This is a genomic window from Sinorhizobium sp. NG07B (assembly GCF_002532005.1).
GTDB lineage: Bacteria > Pseudomonadota > Alphaproteobacteria > Rhizobiales > Rhizobiaceae > Sinorhizobium > Sinorhizobium fredii_C.
The window spans coordinates 82997-102917 of record NZ_NWTD01000006.1 but is presented as its reverse complement, the minus strand read 5'-3'; the positions used below and the strand labels follow the sequence as shown (position 1 = coordinate 102917).

General features: G+C 61.9%; 19 protein-coding genes, 1 tRNA gene and 1 pseudogene. 16 read left to right on the top strand and 5 right to left on the bottom strand.

What is annotated here, in order from left to right; translation table 11 throughout:
- Positions 1-118 precede the first annotated feature (118 nt).
- The 3 genes and pseudogenes from mnmA to CO664_RS20255 all read left to right on the top strand — a co-directional run.
- Positions 119-1315 (top strand): tRNA 2-thiouridine(34) synthase MnmA, encoded by a 1197-nt coding sequence (mnmA, locus tag CO664_RS20265; protein ID WP_037420153.1) that lies wholly within the window; start codon positions 119-121, stop codon positions 1313-1315.
- A 134-nt stretch (positions 1316-1449) separates the two neighbouring features.
- A tRNA-Met gene (locus tag CO664_RS20260) sits at positions 1450-1526 on the top strand.
- Positions 1527-1701: 175 nt separating this feature from the next.
- A pseudogene (locus CO664_RS20255) lies at positions 1702-1934 on the top strand (transporter substrate-binding domain-containing protein); the annotation flags it as partial.
- A 7-nt stretch (positions 1935-1941) separates the two neighbouring features.
- Here the strand turns inward: CO664_RS20255 and CO664_RS20250 are convergent.
- The 4 genes from CO664_RS20250 to CO664_RS20235 form a co-directional block, all read right to left on the bottom strand.
- Entirely contained in the window at positions 1942-2316 is a 375-nt protein-coding gene (locus tag CO664_RS20250) for a VOC family protein (protein WP_097526631.1), read from the bottom strand.
- A gap of 430 nt (positions 2317-2746) precedes the next feature.
- Positions 2747-3052 (bottom strand): hypothetical protein, encoded by a 306-nt coding sequence (locus CO664_RS20245; protein ID WP_037419976.1) that lies wholly within the window; start codon positions 3050-3052, stop codon positions 2747-2749.
- A 370-nt stretch (positions 3053-3422) separates the two neighbouring features.
- Positions 3423-3764 carry a 4a-hydroxytetrahydrobiopterin dehydratase gene (locus CO664_RS20240; RefSeq protein ID WP_037419973.1) on the bottom strand — a complete coding sequence of 114 codons (342 nt, stop codon included), beginning with the start codon at positions 3762-3764 and terminating at the stop codon, positions 3423-3425.
- A gap of 150 nt (positions 3765-3914) precedes the next feature.
- Positions 3915-4349, bottom strand: a complete 435-nt coding sequence (locus CO664_RS20235) for a pyridoxamine 5'-phosphate oxidase family protein (RefSeq protein WP_037419970.1) — start codon at positions 4347-4349, stop codon at positions 3915-3917.
- A 442-nt stretch (positions 4350-4791) separates the two neighbouring features.
- On the opposite strand from CO664_RS20235, the gene CO664_RS20225 reads away from it, so the two are divergent.
- From CO664_RS20225 to CO664_RS20170, 12 genes are all read left to right on the top strand, one after another.
- Entirely contained in the window at positions 4792-5193 is a 402-nt protein-coding gene (locus CO664_RS20225; RefSeq protein WP_097539793.1) for a GFA family protein, read from the top strand.
- Positions 5194-5334: 141 nt separating this feature from the next.
- A complete protein-coding gene (locus CO664_RS20220; protein WP_176536629.1) occupies positions 5335-6066 on the top strand; it encodes an adenylate/guanylate cyclase domain-containing protein in 732 nt (243 codons plus the stop codon).
- A 469-nt stretch (positions 6067-6535) separates the two neighbouring features.
- Positions 6536-7249: a GntR family transcriptional regulator gene (locus CO664_RS20215; protein ID WP_097526629.1), complete on the top strand. Its 714-nt coding sequence runs from the start codon at positions 6536-6538 to the stop codon at positions 7247-7249.
- A complete protein-coding gene (locus CO664_RS20210) occupies positions 7246-8154 on the top strand; it encodes a dihydrodipicolinate synthase family protein (protein WP_097539730.1) in 909 nt (302 codons plus the stop codon). Before CO664_RS20215 ends, CO664_RS20210 begins: the two co-directional genes overlap by 4 nt.
- On the top strand, positions 8147-9667 hold the full coding sequence (locus CO664_RS20205) for an aldehyde dehydrogenase (protein ID WP_097539729.1): 1521 nt from the start codon (positions 8147-8149) through the stop codon (positions 9665-9667). Before CO664_RS20210 ends, CO664_RS20205 begins: the two co-directional genes overlap by 8 nt.
- Positions 9664-11010 carry an FAD-binding oxidoreductase gene (locus CO664_RS20200; RefSeq protein ID WP_097539728.1) on the top strand — a complete coding sequence of 449 codons (1347 nt, stop codon included), beginning with the start codon at positions 9664-9666 and terminating at the stop codon, positions 11008-11010. The genes CO664_RS20205 and CO664_RS20200 overlap by 4 nt, the downstream gene beginning before the upstream one ends.
- 76 nt (positions 11011-11086) lie before the next feature.
- A complete protein-coding gene (locus tag CO664_RS20195) occupies positions 11087-11938 on the top strand; it encodes a glycine betaine ABC transporter substrate-binding protein (protein WP_097539727.1) in 852 nt (283 codons plus the stop codon).
- A gap of 102 nt (positions 11939-12040) precedes the next feature.
- Positions 12041-13129, top strand: coding sequence for a glycine betaine/L-proline ABC transporter ATP-binding protein (locus tag CO664_RS20190; protein ID WP_097539726.1), 1089 nt, complete (start codon positions 12041-12043; stop codon positions 13127-13129).
- Between the two features lie 14 nt (positions 13130-13143).
- The gene (locus CO664_RS20185; protein WP_097526623.1) at positions 13144-13992 is read left to right on the top strand and encodes an ABC transporter permease subunit; all 849 of its coding nucleotides are present in this window, start codon (positions 13144-13146) and stop codon (positions 13990-13992) included.
- Entirely contained in the window at positions 13989-14843 is an 855-nt protein-coding gene (locus tag CO664_RS20180; RefSeq protein WP_097539725.1) for an ABC transporter permease subunit, read from the top strand. The genes CO664_RS20185 and CO664_RS20180 overlap by 4 nt, the downstream gene beginning before the upstream one ends.
- Before the next feature lie 8 nt (positions 14844-14851).
- The gene (locus CO664_RS20175; protein ID WP_097539724.1) at positions 14852-15850 is read left to right on the top strand and encodes a 4-hydroxyproline epimerase; all 999 of its coding nucleotides are present in this window, start codon (positions 14852-14854) and stop codon (positions 15848-15850) included.
- A 42-nt stretch (positions 15851-15892) separates the two neighbouring features.
- On the top strand, positions 15893-16936 hold the full coding sequence (locus tag CO664_RS20170; protein WP_097539723.1) for a helix-turn-helix domain-containing protein: 1044 nt from the start codon (positions 15893-15895) through the stop codon (positions 16934-16936).
- A 54-nt stretch (positions 16937-16990) separates the two neighbouring features.
- Here the strand turns inward: CO664_RS20170 and CO664_RS20165 are convergent, their stop codons facing one another.
- Complete coding sequence (locus tag CO664_RS20165) at positions 16991-17662, bottom strand: protein-L-isoaspartate(D-aspartate) O-methyltransferase (protein WP_097526619.1); 672 nt, start codon at positions 17660-17662, stop codon at positions 16991-16993.
- 330 nt (positions 17663-17992) lie between these two features.
- Between CO664_RS20165 and CO664_RS20160 the strand changes: the two genes are divergently transcribed.
- Positions 17993-19906, top strand: coding sequence for an adenylate/guanylate cyclase domain-containing protein (locus CO664_RS20160; RefSeq protein WP_097539722.1), 1914 nt, complete (start codon positions 17993-17995; stop codon positions 19904-19906).
- Positions 19907-19921 lie beyond the last annotated feature (15 nt).

Genomic DNA, 19921 nt, shown 5'->3' with positions numbered 1-19921 from the left:
TAGCACTTTGAATTGCTGCATGTTTATCCTTAAGCCGACGATGATTTAAGGAAGCATGCGATAGGTAAAACAGGACGTCTGCAGGAACAGGCGGCGTCCGGATGCCGGATTGGATCCCGTGAACAGTCTCGATTTTGACCGCAAGCCCGAAGATACGCGCGTCGTCGTCGCCATGTCCGGCGGCGTCGATTCTTCCGTCGTGGCCGGGCTGCTCAAACGCGAGGGCTACGACGTTCTCGGCATCACGCTGCAGCTCTACGACCACGGTGCGGCGGTGCATCGGGCCGGCTCCTGCTGCGCCGGCCAGGACATCGACGATGCGCGACGCGTCTGCGAGACGCTCGGCATCCCGCATTACGTCCTCGATTACGAGGCCCGTTTCCGCGAGACGGTGATCAATCCCTTCGCCGAAAGCTACATTGCCGGCGAAACGCCGATCCCCTGCGTTGCCTGCAACCAGACCGTCAAATTCGCCGATCTCCTGACGACCGCCAAGGAGCTCGGCGCCGACGCGCTTGCGACCGGCCATTACATCCGTTCGCGGCCGAGCCCGAAGCCGCGCTATGCCGGGCAGCGCGCCCTTTATCGGCCGACCGACGCGGAGCGCGACCAGAGCTATTTCCTCTTCGCGACGACCCAGGAGCAGATCGACTATCTGCGCTTTCCGCTCGGCAGCCTCTCCAAGCCCGAGACGCGCGCGCTCGCCGAGGAGATGGGCCTCGTCGTTGCCAAGAAGGCGGACAGCCAGGACATCTGTTTCGTGCCGCAGGGCAAGTACAGCGACATCGTCTCTAAGCTGAAGCCGAATGCGGCGCTCGCCGGCGAGATCGTCCATCTCGACGGGCGCGTGCTCGGCACGCATGAAGGCATCCTGCACTACACGATCGGCCAGCGGCGCGGCATCGGGGTGGCGACCGGCGAGCCGCTCTATGTCGTCTATCTCGACGCCCGCTCGCGCCGCGTCATCGTCGGCCCGAAGGAGGCGCTCGAGACGCGCCGCATTTATCTGCGCGACGTCAACTGGCTCGGCGACGAGGAAATCGACGAGGCGGCAGTCCGCGGATTCGCATGCTTCGCCAAGGTCCGCTCTACCCGCCAGCCAGCGCCGGCCGTCTTGAGACGCAATGCCGACGGCATCTATGTCGAGCTTGTCGACGGCGAGGCGGGCGTGGCGCCCGGCCAGGCCTGCGCGCTCTATTCCGGCACCGGCGAGAACGCCCGCGTCTATGGCGGCGGATTCATCCGCAAGTCCGAACGCGAGCCGACTGCCGAGGCGGCCCTCCAGGCGCTCCTGCGTGAGCCTGCGGCGGCCTGAACGGCCCCGGTCCGGCGCATCGGCAAAAGTTCACACTTTCCCGAAGACATTGCTTGACACTAGCCGGAACAGCACCTTATAAGCCGCCCGTCCAGCCGAGACGGGCTTCTCCAAGAAGCTTCCACGGCACCGGCGGCGGAGTAGCTCAGTAGGTTAGAGCAGAGGAATCATAATCCTTGTGTCGGGGGTTCGAATCCCTCCTCCGCTACCATTCAGTTCCTTGTACGACCCGGAGACATAGGTAGCAGAACGTACCTAAGACATGGGTGACAATCTCGTTGTAGCTCGCGGCGAATTTCCGGAGTTTTGACGCCGGAGCCGGAGAATGGAAATTCCGCTTTCGTGACAAAAATGGTCTAGGCGGCTATCGCGGCTGCCCGCCTGACTTCTACGTCGATCTCTGCAGCGCGATCACCCGCGAACTCGGCGTCAAGGCCGAGATTAACCCTCTCGGACGGTGCGCGCGTTTACAAGGTGAAGCTCGGCATGTCGATATCGAAGTGGCCAATCTAGCCCATGCGCTCAGGCGTGCCGAACAGATCCAGTTCAGCCATCCCACTATCTCGCCAAGGAAATGCTGATCATGAAGGCCGATGACCAGGGTCAGAAGAAGGCCGAGCGATGGGTCAGGCATCGGGTTCGTGGCAAACTGCTTCGATGTTGTGCCCGTCCGGACCGATGACGAAAGCTGCATAGTAGTTCGCGTGGTAGTGCGGCCGCAGGCCGGGCGCACCATTGTCTTTGCCGCCCGCAGCCAGAGCCGCGCGATAGAAGGCTTCGACTTGCTGGCGATTCTCGGCGGTGAACGCCAAGTGAAGGTGCGCCGGCTTTTCCTTGGTTTGGTACAGGCACAATGAAGCCTTACCCTTCGGGCTAAGCTCGACCCCGTAGGTCGGCGGCCCCTCCGACACAACAGCTACGCCGAGCGGTTCGAGTGCCTTGAGGAAGAACGCCTTGCTCGCTGCATAGTCGCTGACTCCGAACTTGACATGGTCAAACATGAGTTCTCCTGAAGTGCCCGTGCCTGTCTCACCGATACGTCGCGCGTCATATCAGACGCGCAAAGGTCGCTGTGGCGCTTTTGAATTGCTGCATGTCTTTGTCCTTAAATCGAGGTCGATTTAAGAGACAGGCAGTAGTCCTTGCCAAAGCGACCGGCGCAATCGGGCGGCCCTTTTACCGAGTGCCGTTGATTTCCAGATAGAGTGCTTCATAGAAGCGAACAGCTCAGAGCTCGAGGAGGCGGCCCCCGTGCCGCATACTCCCTGCCTTCAGCCCAGACGCGCTGATCGCACGCCAATGCCAGTTGAGTCGGAGGCTTCACGGGATCGAGATTGAGGCGATCCAATGCAAGCGCACGTCTCAAGAGTTCCCTTGATCCGTCCTATACGAGAAAGTCAGCCAAACACGAACAGATGGCGAGAGCCTCTCTTAAATCCCTGACCCGTCGAGCTCTTTGTCGTCGTCGCCTTCCCAGGGTGAGGGCATCGAGGTGCGATTGAGATTGGCCGAGGGCATCGGCATCCAGCACTTCAATTCCGGCTCGGAATATTCGACGATGCGGCCGGGCGAGGAATCAGAGGCGCGCCAGCCTTCTGCACCGAACTGATCGCCCTTCGACCAATACACGAGGTCAACCTCTGCCGCCCCCTGTTCGGACGGGCGAATCGTCACAAGGATCCGAGTGCCGTTTTTTGGCGCGCTTGCCATTTGACGCCAGCCGTCTGGCTCGGCCATCGTTTTTCCTCCCGCCTTGCTGCAGGTTGCAAGTGTCGCCTCGTCATCCAAATCGGTCAACTCAAACGTTGCGCATCCCATCGCCTATCGAGCGACTGTCCCATCGCTCCTCGGGCGGCATTTCGTAGTGCTCCGCCGTGCTCGCCACATCAATTACCACAGCAGCAATCCGGTCGATGTGCGCGTGCGAATGGGGGGCGGCGTTAGGAGGACGATCTCTGCCGACATTCTAGCTGCGTACCAATGATGTGCTGCGTACGCAGCCGTGGTGTGTTCATGATCTGTGCTTCGAAGATCGGCCATAGATTCGCGTCTTTCGAGATTGGCCATCCGGTTCCAGGGACGGTGGCAAGGTCGATGCTGTCTGAATTCAAGATGACCTCGGCAGGTGGTTGACCTTCGCCGCCAAAATGAAATCGTTCTCGTGCAGTCCCTTGATCTTGTGGGTTTGCAGCGAAACCTCCGCATAGCCCCAGCCGAAACAGAGGTCGGGGTGATGCCCCTCCTCTTCGGCCAGCCGCCCAACTTCATCGACGAAGGTCAGCGCCTGTTTGAAATCGGCGAACTTGAAGCTGCGGCGGATCAGATGCCCGTCGTCCAGCAACTCCCAGCCTGGGATCTGGGAAAGATATCCGGCGGCTTCGTCCCTCGTCAGCGGCGGTATGCCGCCGCGGCAGGGGGTGCAGGACTTTTCAGCGATATTTTCGGTCATGAGTTCCTCCCTTCTGAAGCCGGCTGCCGTCATCGCCCGGTGCAGCGTGATCGCACAAGATCGTTGCGAAGTGAGCCGTCAAGCCTTCCGCAGTGTACCTGAAATTCACAGGGCCGACTTTCACTCCCCCACTCGCCATGAACGTGCCGCTTATAGCTGGACGATACCGTTTTTCTCGCCGTCCCAATATTGAATTCGGTCGGCATGCACTTTGATGAGCACGAGACCGGGTGTGTCGACACCCTGGGCAAACCAGCGCTCCAATCCCTCCACCCAATGCTTCTGAAACTGCGTTCTATCGCGGATGACCGTCGCACGGCCCTCGATGGAAACGAAGATGCCGGGCTTTCCGAGAAGGCCTGGTGGTTCGGTAAACGATAGTGTCACCCGCGGATCGCGACGGACGTCGGCTACCTTGTTGGTATCGTCATGGGAAAAGAACCACGAGTCGCCATCATATTCGACATCGCCATTGTTGCTCATCGGGCGATGGGAAATCGCACCCGTCTCTGCCTTCGTCGCCAACATGCAGAAATCGATATTCCCGATCTTCTTGGCGATATCGGAAAGCGTCATTGTGGTCATGGCGGAGCTCGTCCGAACAAAGGGAAAAATCTCGGGTGAGGCGTCCGGTTGCCACGACCCACCCTCGGGTGGAAATGTGCCCCGGACGGAAAGGTTCCGCTGGGTAAGCAAGCTCGGCGACCTATGTTGCAGTCTTCTGCTTCAACGACGCGATAAACGCGTGAAGTCCAGCCCGCAGCGGATTGAACAAGGGGTTCTTCTTTCCGTTATCATGACTTCGCCGCCTGAAGCGCATTTCCTTCGGATTTGATACATCGCATTCGCGATCCGAATAGGAGTGATCGCCCTCGCCTCGCCAAATTTCCGCAAGTCAATCGCGGCCTACATTTTTTGCTGCCGGACCACCCACAGGGTGGCTCGGCCCGAAACGGTCGTTGCTGCCATGGCCTGATTGAGGCAGGATGCCGCCGTTGAACAGGCAGCGCGACTGAACGGCGGGCTCATGCTGATCGGCTCATGTCATAGCGGTAAAGCGAGCTGGACCCTGGAGGGTGATCCCCCCTCGATCACAGCGTGTAACTGCACGCTCTGCCGGCGCTATGGGGCGCTGTGGGCCTATGGCTACGAAGGAGAGCGCATCGCCGTCACGGGGGAGACGGCCTCCTACACGCGCGCCGGCCGCGACAGATCATCGCTTGAGATATTGTTTTGCCCCTCATGCGCCTGTGTCCTGAGTTGGCGCGGCCTGCGGCTTGACGGGGATGGCCGGCGGCGCATGGCCGTGAACCTGCGGCTTGCGCCGCCGGATGCCGTTTTTGACCTGCCGATTGATCATTTCGACGGCCTCGACACGTTTGAGGACCTGCCGTCCAAGGGGCGATGCGTGGGCGATCTCTGGTTCTGACGAGAATGACGCGTGCCGGCCCGGGCCAAAACCGTCACGACCTCAAAAGCCTCCTTGCCGGAGTCTTCGATTGATATTCGAAAGATTTTCCGACTGAGATGTGAGAAAATCGCGGCGACCTATATAGGGAGCCGCGGCGACATGTCGTTTTCTCAATCGAGAATCTGCAAGGGCTGCTGGGAGCAGATGCGTCTGCCCGTGCCTCTGCGCGGACCGGCGTCCATACCCTTCCGCGCCTTCGGGATCCGCCCGAGCCGGATGAATCCGAACACCTGCACCATTTGCGAACTCATGTTCACACGCGTGATGAAGGCCCGCAAGATCACCGTTGACGTGACCGTGCTTTTTGCAGACTTGAGGGGCTATACCACGCTGTCGCAGTCGCTTTCGGCAGATGCGGTCTCGTCCCTGCTGGATGATTTTTACGATGAATGTGCCGAGGCCATCTGGGAATTCGACGGTCTTCTCAACAAGACGGTCGGAGACGCGGTCATGGCAATTTTCAACTTTCCGATCCCCCGCCAGGACCATGCGGAATGTGCCGTTCTGGCTGCACGGGAGATCCAGCGCCGCTGCCAACTGCGTCGCGAACTGCACGCGGGCGAAGGCCTGGATGGAAGCGAATTCGGCGTCGGGATCGGCATCGACTCGGGCGAGGCCAGCTTTGGAGAGTTCGGTCGGTCGCATCGTGACCTGACGGCGATTGGAACGGTTGTGAATACTGCCGCTCGCGCCCAGGCAGCCGCCGAAGCGGGCGGGATTCTCGTAACCCGGGCCGTTCTCGAGCGGGCGCAGAGTCAGACGGCCGACAGCATAGGTCGGGAATATCATCTCAAGGGCTTTGAGAAGCCGGTCGAGCTTTACGCCGTCTGAGGATCGATCGGTCGGGGCGGATGCTGCGAAGGTGCGCAGCGACCGGCGGAGGCGAAGAGCATCTTTTGCGCGATTCGACTTCGAAGTTCGCGGCTACCGTATGTTTCCATGACTCGCAGCCGAGTTTAGAGCAGGCAGCGAGCAAAGTGCTGCAGCAATATTTGCGCGACTGACGCTGTAGATCGCTCGCGAAAACTTCGCGACTCGAGCAGCGCACAAGCAGCCATATTTCTCTCGCCGCAACAGCCGCTTCCCTGCGCGCCGCAGCGATCGTGCGGCTCCCTTAACCCATTGTCACCAGACGCTTTCGGTTCCTGTGACATGGAAGCCCGAAGACTGTCCCCTCATGAAAATGTATTCCTTGCGCATAACAAGTGTATACGCAGATAATACATTTTTCTTGACTCGGTGCGCCTCGAATGCGACGGTGCGCCTACCAGCCAACTTCCCGACGTCGGAGGAGGTCCCTGTGAAGAGCGGCAAGAACGGTCTCTACGAAGATCTGAAACGGCAAATACTGACGATGGACCTGGATCCGGACGAGGACCTGGACGAGGTGGTCCTCAGCGAGCGCTACGGCGTGTCCCGGACCCCAGTGCGAGAAGTCATCCGCCGCCTCGAGGGGGAGGGATATGTCGAAATCCGGGAGAACCGCGGGGCGCGGGTAGCGCCCATGAATCATTCGACGCTCAGGAATTTCTTTCTGGTCGCGCCCATGGTCTATGCAGCGATCGGCCGGCTGGCCGTCCAGAACTTCAAGCCCAGACAGATGACGCAACTGAAGGACACGCAGGAGCGGTTTCGCACTGCTGCAGGGTCCAAGGACGCCCCTGCGATGGTGCTGGAGAACAACCGCTTCCACGAGATCATGGGCGAGATGTCGGGTAACGTCTACCTGCAGCCGAGCCTCGGCCGCCTACTGATCGATCACGCCCGCATCGGCCACACCTTCTTCCGCCCGCGCAACGAGGACATGGAAAAGCGGCTTCGCGTCGCCGTCGAGCACCATGACGCGTTCATCGCGGCGATCGCCGCGCATGACGAGGACGCGGTCGTCGATCTCGTCTTCGAGCATTGGGAACTCTCGCGAGAGAACATGGAGATGTTCATCGCGCCGCAGGGCATGAAGGCCGACGCCCTGGTCGATGGCCCGGCCAAACCGCAGATGGAGAAACTGTCTTGAAGTTCGAAGGTATCTATACGCCTGCGGTGACGCCTTACACCAATGGCACGATCAACATGAAGGCGTTCGCGGAGGTTCTTGAATCTCTGATCGAGGCCAAGGTCCACGGCATCATTGTTGGCGGATCCACCGGCGAATACTACGCGCAGTCGGCGCAGGAACGCGTCGACCTTGCGGCCCATGCCAAGGACGTCATCGGCACGCGGCTGCCGCTGATCGTCGGCACCGGTGCGACGCGGACGGAGGATTCGGTCGAATATGCGAAGGCCGCCAAAGACATCGGGGCCGACGCGATCCTCGTCTCGTCGCCGCCCTATGCCCTGCCGACGGAGCGCGAGAACGCGGTGCATGCGCTGACCGTCGACCGCGCCGCCAACCTGCCGATCATGCTCTACAACTATCCGGCCCGCATGGGCGTGATGATGGGAGACGAATACTTCTCCCGCGTCGGCAAGTCCAAGAACGTCGTGGCGATCAAGGAGAGCTCCGGCGACATGGGCAACCTGCACCTGCTCGCCCGGAAGTTTCCGCACATCTCGCTCTCCTGCGGCTGGGACGACCAGGCGCTCGAATTCTTCGCCTGGGGCGCGAAAAGCTGGGTCTGTGCCGGCTCCAACTTTCTGCCGCGCGAACATGTCGCCCTCTACGAAGCCTGTGTGCTCGAAAAGAACTTCGACAAGGGCCGCGCAATCATGGCGGCGATGCTGCCGCTGATGGACTTTCTCGAATGCGGCAAGTTCGTCCAGTCGATCAAGCACGGCTGCGAGCTGAACGGCCTGAACGTCGGCGAGGTGCGCGCACCGCTGCGCCCCTTGAATTCGGAAGAGAAGCGAAGCCTTCAGACAGTCATCAGCAACCTGAAGCGAAGCGTCGCCCACATCACATCGGGAGCCAATTATGCATGATCTTCTGACCGCAGCGGAATATGCGGCGATAGCCAAGTCGATGTCCTATCCGTCGAACGCCTTTGTCGACGGCGCCTTTCGTCCCGCTCAATCCGGAAAGACCTTCAAGACGACCAATCCGGCGACCGGCGAAGTCCTGACGGAAATCGCCGCCTGCGATTCTTCCGACGTCGACTATGCCGTGGCCAAGGCCAAGCAAGCCTTCGAAGACGGCCGCTGGCATCTTCGCTCTCCCGGCGAGAGGAAGGACGTCCTGCTGAAGTTCGCGAGGCTGCTCGAGCGCAACCGCCATGAACTCGCGGTGCTAGAAAGCCTCGACAGCGGCAAGCCGATCCGCGAGGTCCAGACGATTGATGTGCCGGATACGATCCACACCATCCGCTGGCATGCCGAGCTGATCGACAAGATCTACGACAACACCGCACCGGTCGGCTCGAACGCCCTGACGCTGGTGGTGCGCGAACCGATCGGCGTCGTCGGCCTGGTGCTGCCATGGAACTTTCCGCTGCTGATGCTCGCCTGGAAGATCGGCCCGGCGCTCGCAGCCGGCTGCTCCATTGTCGTCAAACCGGCGCAGGAAACGACCCTGACGGCACTGCGGGTGGCTGAACTTGCGCATGAAGCCGGCATTCCCGCCGGCGTCTTCAACGTCGTCACCGGCAGCGGCAAGGATGTCGGCGAGCCGCTCGGCATGCACATGGATGTCTCCATGGTCAGCTTCACCGGCTCGACCGCGACCGGCCGGCGCTTCCTGCGTTATGCGGCGGACTCGAATCTGAAGCGGGTCGTACTCGAATGCGGCGGCAAGAACCCTGCCGTTGTGATGAACGACGTCGAGGATCTCGACCTCGTCGCCGAGCAGGTCGTCAATGGCGCCTTCTGGAATATGGGCGAGAACTGCTCCGCGACCTCCCGCCTGATCGTTCACGCCGACGTCAAGGACGAGCTCTTGAAACGGATCGGCGCCTATATGCGGGAATGGCGGATGGGCGACCCGCTCAACCCGGAAAACCGCATCGGATCGCTGGTGAGCAAAGCGCACTTCGAGAAGGTGAAGTCCTTCCTGGACGATATCCAGACCGAGAAGCTTTCGCTGCTCTTTGGCGGAGATACCCGTGAAGGCGGCAACTTTGTCGAGCCGACCGTCGTCGACGGCGTCGGCCGCGACAGCCGCCTCTTCCAGGAGGAAATCTTTGGTCCGGTGCTTTCCGTCACCACCTTCACGAGCCTGGCGGAGGCGATCACCCTTGCCAATGACACGGTCTATGGCCTCACGGGTTCGGTCTACACCGGCAGTCTCCGGAACGCGATCAAGCTATCGCGCGAGATCCGCGCCGGCGTCGTTACCGTCAACTGCTTCGGCGAAGGCGACGCGACGACACCGTTCGGCGGCTACAAGGAATCCGGTTTCGGCGGCCGCGACAAGTCCATCTGGGCGCACGACCAGTATACCGAGCTGAAGACAATCTGGATCGATGTCTCGGATCGCTCGGTGGACGAGACGGTTCGATGAACCATCACGCCATCAAGCGATTGCCCGTCGATACGGGTAGGTCCGGCTGGGAGGCCATCAGCACCCGCCGGTTCCAGATGCAGACGCTTGAGAGCGATGTTCGCGCCGATTGGCTTATCATCGGCGCGGGCTTCGCGGGTCTCTCGGCCGCGCGAAGGTTGTCGCAGCTGAGAGCCGGGGAAAAGATCGTCGTGCTCGATGCGACGGAGGTTGCCAAGAGCACGGCCGGCCGCAACTCCGGCTATATGATCGATGTGCCGCATAACCTTGCGTCCGGCGAGTATTCGGTCGCCGACGAGAAGGCGACTGCGCTGGAAATGGAGCAGAACCGTCTCGCCATCTCATTCGCCGCGGAGGCTGCCGCCGAGTACGGAATGGGGAAGGAGACGTTCGACCCATCCGGAAAGATCAACGCTGCGGCCAGCGAGCGGGGCCTGAAATTCAACAGGAATTATGCCGCTTCGCTTCAGCGGATCGGCGAGAAGCACGAGCTGATCGACCTCCAGCAGATGCGCGAGATCACCGGCTCCGATTATTATCGCGGCGGCCTCTACACGCCGGGCGCCGTGTTGATCCAGCCGGCAGAGTATATCAGAGGTCTGGCGCACGGCCTGGGTTCCAAAGTCGATCTCTATGAACATTCGCCGGTCTTCGAACTGACCCGGCAGGGGAAGGATTGGAAGGCGAAATCCAACCGCGCCACCGTGACGGCGCCCCGGGTGATCCTGGCCGTGAATGGCCACGTCGAGAGCTTCGGGTATTTCCGTCGTCGGCTGATGCACATCTTCACCTACGCCTCCATGACGGCTGCCTTCTCGCCGAAGGAGTTCGGCAGCCGGGCGAGCGGAGTCGACCGTTGGGCGTTGTTGCCGGCGGATCCGATGGGGGCGACGGTCAGGAAGATCAGCAGTGGCGGTCAATCGCGCATCGTGATCAGGACGCGCTTCACCTACGACCCGAGCCTGCAAGTCTCCACGAAGCGCATCGCCGGTATCGCCGCCGAGCAGAGACGATCGTTCGATGCGCGGTTCCCCGGACTTCAGCGTGTGCCCTTCGAGTTCAGCTGGGCCGGGGCGCTTTGCCTCAGCCGGAATCACGTGCCGGCCTTCGGCGAGGTGGAGGAGGGGCTCTATTCCGCCTGCTGCGAAAACGGTCTCGGAACCGTCAAGAGCACGCTGGCGGGCATGATGGCCGCGGAACTCGCCACGAACACCGGGAGCCGGAATCTCAAGACATACAAGGATCAGCCGATCCCGGCGAAGTTGCCGCCGGAGCCCTTTGCCTGGCTCGGCATCAACTCGGTGATCCGCTGGCAGGAATTGCGAGCTGGTCGGGAGGGCTAAGCCGGCGACCACGCAATGACGAAGACTGAATGAGCAGTCTTTGAAAAACAACGGGAACCAAGAACAGGAGTGAACCGTGAAGACACTTTGGAAAGCATTCTGCGCCGCTGCGATGGTCGGCCTGACCATGATGCCGGCTCGCGCCGAGGAGAAGACCATCGAGATGGGAACCCTCTCGTGGGAGGACCTCACCCCCATCACAGGGATCACGAAGAAGGTTCTGGAAGACGCCGGCTACACGGTCAAGGTGACCGAGTTTTCGGAGTGGGGCATCGCCTATGCGGCCCTGAGCAAGGGCGATATCCAGATCCTGGCTTCCCAGACCGACTATGTCGCCCAGGACTACTGGGACAAGAACAAGAACCGTCTGGAGAAGATCTCGCCGGTATCCCACGGCCTCTACCAATCGATTGCCGTGCCGAGTTACGTGACGATCGACTCCATCGACCAGCTCAACGATATCGCGGACAAGTTCGACGGCAAGATCATCGGGATCGAGCCGGGCTCGGGCCTGATGCGCGACACCGCGAACGCGGTCAAGGAATACGGCCTCAAGCTCGAGCTCGTGGAAGGCAGCACCGCGGCCATGACGGCGGCGCTGAAATCGGCGATCGACAGGCAGGAGTGGATCGCGGTGACGATCTGGGAGCCGTCCTGGATGATGCAGAAATACGACGTGAAGTTCCTGAAGGACCCGAAGGGCGTCTTCCCGCCGCCGCAGAGCTACTACTGGATCGGCCATAAGGGCTTCTCGGAAGAAAACCCGCAGGCCCGCGAGATCCTGGCGAGCGTCTACGTGCCGCTGGCCGACATCACCGCGATCAATGGCGCCGTCAGCGACGGCAAGAAGATGGATGAGGCCGTGAAGGATTGGACGGATAGCCATGCCGACCTCCTGAAGCGGTGGGGAAACATCAAGAACTACTGAGGTGCAAAACCGCAATTGGCCGCCTGGAGACCTGTCCGGGCGGCCGCTGCCAAACCTTGTGCGGCACTGCCGGCGCAAGTTTGGCTCCCAGGGAGTGAGGAAATGGCAAGCATCGAAGCGAACGAAGTGCTGATCGACTGCCAATCGGTCTGGAAGATTTTCGGCGACAAGGCACACGCCGCGATGGAAGCCGTTGCGAAGCGCGGCTTGTCGAAAAAACAGATCCTGCAGGAGTACAACTGCGTCGTCGGCGTTTCGGACGCCAGCCTTCAGGTTCGCCGCGGCGAAATTTTCTGCATCATGGGATTGTCGGGCAGCGGCAAGTCCACCTTGATTCGGCTTCTGAACAGGCTGATTGCGCCGAGCCTCGGCAAGGTACTCGTGAAGGGCAAGGATCTCTCCATGCTCGATGCGGCTCAACTCCGGCAGATGCGGGCCCAGAACATCGGCATGGTGTTTCAGAGCGTGGCGCTGCTTCCGCATCGAACGGTGCTCGACAATGCTGCCTTCGGTCTCGAAGTGCAGGGCGTCCCGAAAGCCGAGCGCAACCGGACTGCCAAGGCCGCGCTGGAGAAAGTCGGCCTTGGCGATTGGCTCAATCGTTTTCCGGCAGAGCTGTCGGGCGGCATGCAGCAGCGCGTCGGGCTGGCGCGCGCCATCGCCTCGGATCCGGAAATCATTCTCATGGACGAGCCGTTCAGCGCCCTTGATCCGCTCATCCGCCGGCAGCTGCAGGACGAATTCCGGCAGCTCACCAAGGAGCTCGGAAAATCGGCGGTGTTCATTACCCATGACCTCGACGAGGCGATCCGCATCGGCGACCGGATCGCGATCATGAAGGACGGCGTCATCATCCAGGTGGGTACGGCAGAGGACATCGTTCTCAACCCCGCCGATCAATATGTCGCCGACTTCGTGGCCGGAATTTCACGTCTCCACCTGATCAAGGCGCATTCGGTGATGGTCCCCGTGGCCGAATACCAGAAGCGGCATCCGCTGAACGACGTCGGTGCGCTCGTCAAAACGAGGCCCGAGGCAGACATCGACGAGCTCATCGAGCTGACGATGCAGTCCGACCGGGATGCGATCGCGGTCATCGACAAAGGCAGCGTCGTCGGTGTGGTGACAGCCCGGAGCCTGCTGGCCGGCGTCAAGGGCACGCCCGCGGGCGAGCACGCGGCAGCTGCTTAGAGGAGCGGTTGGAAATGGACAGTTCAGGTTTCGCGGACACGTTCGATACGTGGACGGACTCGGCGCTCGAGTGGCTGAGCGACAATGGCGAGTTCCTCTTCGATTTCGTGCGGTCGCTGCTCGAAGGCTTCTATGACGGCATCCTCTGGGTGCTCGAACTGCCGCCATTCTACATTATCGTCATCATTCTCGGCGCTCTTGGCTGGCGGCTGGTGAACGCCTGGTTCGGCGTCCTGGCGGGGGTCGCACTGGCGTTCTGCTCGTTCATGGGCTTGTGGCCGGAAACGATGAGCACCTTGGCTCTGGTGATTACCGCGACCTCCCTCGCGCTTCTCGTCGGGCTGCCGCTGGGCGTGGTTGCCGGCTTTCTGCCGGCGCTCGATCGTTTGCTGGAACCGGCCCTGGATCTCATCCAGACCCTGCCGCCTTACATCTATCTCCTGCCTGCGATCGCGCTTTTGGGCTACGGACCGGCGACCGCGCTCATCGCAACCTTCGTTGTCGCCATGCCTCCGGCCGTCCGATTGACATCGCTCGGCATCCGCATGACGCCGCACGAGTTCATCGAGCTGGGTCAGGCCGTCGGAATCACCAGATGGCAGATGTTCTTCAAGATCCGTCTGCCCTTTGCGCTGCCGAGTATCATGGCGGGCATCAACCAAAGCCTGATGATGGCCTTCGGCATGGTCGTGATCGCCGGCATCGTCGGTTCGGGCGGTCTTGGCGAAACGATCTATGGGGCGATCCGGACACTCGACATCGCCAAGTCGATCGATGCCGCCATCGCCATCGTCGTGCTGACCATGGTGCTCGACCGGATCACGCAGAGCGCGGCCCGCATCGGCAAGGGAGCAAAATCATGAACCCTTTCGCGTTTCAATTTTCGCCGGGAGTATATCTCGCCCCGGCGGTCGACTGGCTCAACGCAAATTTCCATCCCTTGTTCGCCTTGATCAGCGCTGTCGTCGAGGCCGTGCTTTCGGGGATCGAGGCGGCGCTCCTTGCGATGCCATCCTATATGCTGATCGCAATCGTGGTGCTTCTCGCCTTCGTCCTCGTCAATATACGGGCGGCGATTCTCGCCGGAGCGGCACTCGGCTTCTGTCTCATCATGGGTCTCTGGGCCGCTTCGATGCAGACGATTGCCCTCGTCACCGTGGCCGTGGCGATTTCCGTCCTGATCGCCTTTCCGCTCGGGATCCTCGCTTCGCGTGTGAAGGCTTTCGAGGCGGCGATCCGTCCCGTCCTCGACATCATGCAGACGGTCCCGCCTTGGGTCTATCTCATTCCGGCGGTGATGATCTTCAGCCTCGGGCGGGTACCGGCAATCATCGCGACGATCGTCTATGGCATACCGCCGATGCTGCGGCTGACGACGCTGGCGTTCAACCAGGTGCCGAAGGACCTGCTTGAACTTGGCCAGGCGATCGGGGCCTCGCCGCGCTCGATCCTCTTCAAGATCGAAATACCCGCTGCAAAGCCGACGCTGCTCGTCGGCCTCAACCAATGCATCCTCCTGTCGCTCGCCATGGTCGTGCTTGCCGGACTTGTCGGTGCAGGCGGGCTCGGTGCTGAGGTCACGCGCGGACTGACGCGAATGGAAATGGGCCTCGGCCTGCGCGCCGGCCTCGCGATCGTCGCGGTCGCGCTCCTTCTCGACAGGCTCTCTCGCGGCGCGCTTCAGCGAGGTGGCATGTCGCCAGCGGACCGATAGGACTTATCATGCGGCACAGTTTCTTCTGCATCGATTCACACACTTGCGGCAATCCGGTCCGCGTGGTCGCCGGCGGCGGGCCTCTGCTGCCGCATCTGCCGATAGCCGAGCGGCGCGAGATCTTCGTTCGCGACCATGACTGGATACGCCAGGCGCTGATGTTCGAACCGCGCGGCCACGATGTGATGTCCGGAGCCATCATTTATCCGGCCTTCAGGGACGACTGCGATTTCGCGGCGCTGTTCATCGAAGTCAGCGGTTGCCTGCCGATGTGCGGCGCCGGCACGATCGGCCTTTCGACCGTCGTGATCGAGGAAGGCCTTGTCAGGCCAAAGACTCCCGGCACCTTGTCTATCGAGACGCCGGCAGGAAGGGTGGACGTCAGGTACGAGATGGACGGCGATTTCGTCAGAAACGTGCGGCTGTTCAACGTCGCGAGCTACCTCGACAGCGCCGATGTCGAAGTCGACGTGCCGGGTGTCGGACGGCTGGTCGTGGACATTGCCTATGGCGGCAATTTCTATGCGGTCGTCGAGCCGCAGGGGAACTGGCCAGGTCTCGACGGCATGACCGCGTCCGAGATCGTCGGCGTCAGCCAGAAACTCCGCACGGCGCTTGCAGCCGTTTGCGATCCGGTGCACCCGGAGGATGACAGGATTCGCGGCGTCCACCACGCGATCTGGTGCGATCGGCCGACCAACGAAAATGCCGACGGCCGGGGTGCGGTCTTCTATGGCGATAAGGCGATCGACCGCTCGCCCGGCGGAACAGGGACCTCCGCCCGCATGGCGCAGTTGTACGGAAAAGGACGACTGAAGGTCGGTGACACCTATCGGAATGAAAGCCTGATCGGCACGGTGTTCGACGGCCAGATCGAGGCGGCAGCCAGGGTCGGGGCCTGCGAGGGCATCATGCCGAGTATCGGAGCATGGGCGCGGATCACCGGCCACAATACGATTTTCGTCGACGACCGCGATCCCTTGGCCCACGGATTTCAGATCAGGTGAACCGCAGTGCCGGGTGAGCGCCTGCAGAGGAGCCAGAGTAAAATGGGACACTCCGTGCACTCATCGGCGCCGGCGGCCGCTCCGCAGGCGCAGCGGCTGAAAATCGGATTCATCCTCTCGCGATGGTTCACGCTGTCCGCCTTTGCGCTATTCGTTGACACGCTGCGGCTTGCGAGCGATCAGCTCGACCGATCGGGCCGCGTGCTTGCGGATTGGCAGGTCCTCGGCAGCACCAGGCACCTGATCACCTCGAGCTGCGGCGTCCAGGTCGCTCCTACATCGGACTTCGTCGATCCTGGCGAGTTCGACTACATTGCCGTCGTTGGCGGCCTTCTCAGTGTCGAGCAGCCGGTCGACCATGAAACAACCCGGTTTCTGAAGCGGGCCGCTTCGAAAAGCGTTCCGTTGATCGGCCTGTGCACCGGCTCCTTCATTCTGGCGGAGGCCGGCCTGATGAAGGAACACCAGACCTGCGTGAGCTGGCTTCACTACCACGAGTTTCGCGAACGATTTCCCGATCATGACGTCCGACCGGATCGGCTGTTCAATCTCGACCGCAAGCGCGGCTCCTGTGCGGGGGGAAGCAGTGCCGCCGATCTTGCCGCTGCCCTGGTCAGGCGCCACATCAGCCGGGACGCCGAGCGCAACGCGCTCGAAGTCCTGCAGATCGAAAAGGCCCGGTCGCAGTTCGATATCCAGACGCGGCAGCCGCTGCACGACTACGTCAACGACAACCGCGTCATGGCCACGCTGATCAATATGGAACAGCATCTCGAAGGTGGCATCACTATCGAGCAGCTTGCGGCCTCGGTCGGCCTGTCGCGTCGCCAGCTCGAACGGTTGTTCTCCGAGAAGGCGGGGATGTCTCCCGCGCTTGCATTCCGACGCCTGCGACTGGAGCGGGCGAGGCAGATCCTGCTGACGAGCAAGAAACCGATAATCGAGGTCGCGCTTGACGTCGGTTTCGTGAACACCTCGCATTTTACCAAGGAGTTTCGGCGGACCTACGGCCGAACGCCCGCGGAGATCAGAGATTCCGCAGCACGCGATCGGCAAGGGATCGGCGAAGGTAGCCTGCCGAGGTGAGCTCTTTGAGCTGTTATCACGTCTTCCCGTGCGCCGGATGCCCAGACGCGCGCATCAGGCGGCCTCGAGCCGACTGAACCGAACCGGGATGAGTTTCCGCGTCTTGAGTTGTCCCGCCGCATTCTTGTCGATGACCGTCAGCACCTGTTCTTCGGATCCGAGAGGAAGAACCATACGGCCCATCGGCTTGAGCTGCTCGAGCAAGGCGGGCGGCGCCTCCTCGGCCGCCGCCGTGACCAGGATCTTGTCGAATGGGGAGTGCTCGGGCCAGCCGCGAGAGCCGTCGCCGACCCGGATGCCGATGTTCGACAAGCCGAAGCCCTCAAGGAGAGCCTCGGCATGGCTTGCGAATTCCTCGATGATCTCGACGCTCCAAACCTGCCCGGCGAGTTCGGCGAGGATTGCGGTTTGGTAGCCCAGGCCGGTGCCGATCTCGAGCACCGCCTCATGCGGTTGGGGATCGAGAAGATCGGTCATAAGGGCGACCATGAAGGGCTGCGAGACGGTCTTGTCGAAGCCGATCGGCAAGGGCGTGTCCTGATAGGCAAGAGGCGCCACCGGGGCGGGCACGAAGAGATGCCGGGGCACCCGCAGCATCGCCGCCATCACCCGTTCATCGAGCACCGCCTTGCCGAGTTCCTCGCTTGCAAGATCGACATAGATTGCAATCACCTCCACCATGTGCCTGCGCAGAACGGCCAGGTGCTCTTCGTTCATAGGCTTCATGAGGACGGCCTTTCCTCAGCTCGTGGGCACTCGGGTAAGCATCTTAGCATCAAGGGGCACGGAAACACCCGTTGCCGCACTGGTCGCATTTGGCCATCGCTATATCCTCCTGTTCAGTCCGACCAACCTCGCGAGCCGCGATAGGTTCCGTCCTCGTTCCGGGTGAAGGCTCGTGTCCGGTCGTTTGGCAAGCGATCCGCAAACCACTACCGGTTGACGGACGGCGGCGCTGTGGTCGCAAGACGCCCCGCGAGGGAACGCGTGCGCACACGGAGTTTTGAGTGGACGGGCAAGGACGGTGCCATATAGATGCGTCTGACGAGGCTCGTGATGGAACGCAAACTAGCAGCAATCATTGCAGGTGACATCGTAGGCTACAGCCGGCTGATGTCCGAGGACGAGTCCTCGACCTACGCGGCCCTGCGCGCCACCTTCAGCGAACTGATCATACCGACCGTCGAGAAACATGGCGGTCGCACCTTCAAGACCACCGGTGACGGCTTTCTGGCGACCTTCCCAAGCGTCAACGAGGCGCTCGATGCGGCGATCGAGATCCAAAACGGCTTTGCCGAGCGGCCGTTCCAAATGCGGCTCGGCATCAACCTCGGTGACGTCATAGAAGACAATGGCGACATGTTCGGCGATGGCGTCAACGTCGCTTCCCGACTGGAGGCCATGGCAGCGCCGGCCAGCATATTCGTCAGCGAGGCCGTGGTCCGCAGCGCCGACCGGAGGCGCAGCAAGCTTTTCTACAGTGTCGGGCGAAGGCAGGCCAAGAACATCGCCGAGCCGCTCGCCGTCTACGCCGTTCGGCTCGAGCCGGAAGAGGCGAGCGGCCGGGGCTGGACACGGAGGTTTACGCTCCGCCGGCGTGCCGCTTTGCCTTTTGCGGTGGGGGCTGCGGCGCTCGTCGCCGTCGCCGCTTTCACTCAGGTGCCCGCATTGCGGGCGATCGGTGCGGATGTGACCGGCAGAATTGTGCGTCTGACAGGCGCCGAGCCCGCAGATGCGCGGCCGACCGTTGCGGTGCTGCCTTTCGACAACATGAGTGGCGATACCGACCAGGCCTATTTCGCCGACGGGCTGACCGAGGACATCATCGCCAACCTAGCGCGAAATCCCGACCTTCAGGTCATCGCACGCAACTCGACCTTTGCGCTGCGCGGTCAGGCGGAGGACATCCGCAGGATCGGAGAAAGGCTCGGGGCCGGCTATGTGGTGGAAGGCAGCGCCAGGCGCGCCGGCGACCAGCTTCGCGTGGTGGCACAGTTGATCGACGCGCGCAGCGGCGCCCATCTCTGGTCGCGCACCTACGACCGCCGCGTCGAGGACGTCTTTGCGCTGCAGACCGATCTGACGGCCGAGATCGTCTCGCATCTCGTGTCCTATGTGCGCGAGTCGGAAGTATCGAACGCGGCTGAACGGCCGACCGAAAATCTTCAGGCCTACGATCTCGTGCTGCAGGCGCGGGACCGCTATAAACACGGATCGAGGGATGCCGAGGCGCTGCTTGCGGCGCGTGCGCTGCTTCATCGTGCCCTCGAACTCGATCCTCGCTATGCCACAGCGCGCGCCAATCTCGGCATGACCTATATCGTCGACTTCGCACAGAACCTCAGCGGCAGGGCGACTCGGATCGACGTGGAAACGGGGCTCAGCGAGGCGCGCCAAGCCGTTCGCCTCGACCCCAATCTCGCCGTAGGCTATCAGGCCCTGAGCTTCGGCCTTTCGGCCGCCGGCGACTACGCCAGCGCCATTCAGGCCGCGGAGCGTGCGGTCGAACTCAACCCGAACGACCCGGACAGCCTGATGGCGCTGGCCAAGGCGCAGGTCCGCTTCGGGAGCTATGAGGAGGCGGTCAGCAACGCCGAGCGCGCCCGGCGGCTGCATCCGATGGCGCCCGAGTATTACACCTATGTCTACGGCCAGGCTCTCTATGCTGCCGGCCGCATCGACGAGGCCGACCAGGTCTTGCGGGAATGCCTGATCCGCGCGCCGCGCGAGGCGGATTGCCTCCTGATACATACGGCAGTCCTGACCCAGCGCGGAGACGCGCCAGGCGCGCAGCGGGCGATGGCGCAGCTGACGAACGTCAATCCTCAGTTTTCACTCGCCGAAGAGCGCGTCTATCGTCGCTTCGGCACTTCCCCGCTCATGGATCGTTTCCTGTCGCAGCTTGCGGAAGCCAAAGCGCCAGACGCGACAAGCGGCTTGCCACAGCCTCGCTCCGGACCATTGTTGTAGACAGTCAGCCTGCGC

Excerpts from the sequence above, each read along its gene's own strand:
- CO664_RS20250 (WP_097526631.1), bottom strand. The coding sequence starts at position 2,316 with ATGTTTGACCATGTCAAGTTCGGAGTCAGCGACTATGCAGCGAGCAAG.
- CO664_RS20245 (WP_037419976.1), bottom strand. The coding sequence starts at position 3,052 with ATGGCCGAGCCAGACGGCTGGCGTCAAATGGCAAGCGCGCCAAAAAAC.
- CO664_RS20240 (WP_037419973.1), bottom strand. The coding sequence starts at position 3,764 with ATGACCGAAAATATCGCTGAAAAGTCCTGCACCCCCTGCCGCGGCGGC.
- CO664_RS20235 (WP_037419970.1), bottom strand. The coding sequence starts at position 4,349 with ATGACCACAATGACGCTTTCCGATATCGCCAAGAAGATCGGGAATATC.
- CO664_RS20225 (WP_097539793.1), top strand. The coding sequence starts at position 4,792 with ATGCTGATCGGCTCATGTCATAGCGGTAAAGCGAGCTGGACCCTGGAG.
- CO664_RS20220 (WP_176536629.1), top strand. The coding sequence starts at position 5,335 with ATGTCGTTTTCTCAATCGAGAATCTGCAAGGGCTGCTGGGAGCAGATG.
- CO664_RS20205 (WP_097539729.1), top strand. The coding sequence starts at position 8,147 with ATGCATGATCTTCTGACCGCAGCGGAATATGCGGCGATAGCCAAGTCG.
- CO664_RS20200 (WP_097539728.1), top strand. The coding sequence starts at position 9,664 with ATGAACCATCACGCCATCAAGCGATTGCCCGTCGATACGGGTAGGTCC.
- CO664_RS20190 (WP_097539726.1), top strand. The coding sequence starts at position 12,041 with ATGGCAAGCATCGAAGCGAACGAAGTGCTGATCGACTGCCAATCGGTC.
- CO664_RS20185 (WP_097526623.1), top strand. The coding sequence starts at position 13,144 with ATGGACAGTTCAGGTTTCGCGGACACGTTCGATACGTGGACGGACTCG.
- CO664_RS20180 (WP_097539725.1), top strand. The coding sequence starts at position 13,989 with ATGAACCCTTTCGCGTTTCAATTTTCGCCGGGAGTATATCTCGCCCCG.
- CO664_RS20175 (WP_097539724.1), top strand. The coding sequence starts at position 14,852 with ATGCGGCACAGTTTCTTCTGCATCGATTCACACACTTGCGGCAATCCG.
- CO664_RS20170 (WP_097539723.1), top strand. The coding sequence starts at position 15,893 with ATGGGACACTCCGTGCACTCATCGGCGCCGGCGGCCGCTCCGCAGGCG.
- CO664_RS20165 (WP_097526619.1), bottom strand. The coding sequence starts at position 17,662 with ATGAAGCCTATGAACGAAGAGCACCTGGCCGTTCTGCGCAGGCACATG.
- CO664_RS20160 (WP_097539722.1), top strand. The coding sequence starts at position 17,993 with ATGGAACGCAAACTAGCAGCAATCATTGCAGGTGACATCGTAGGCTAC.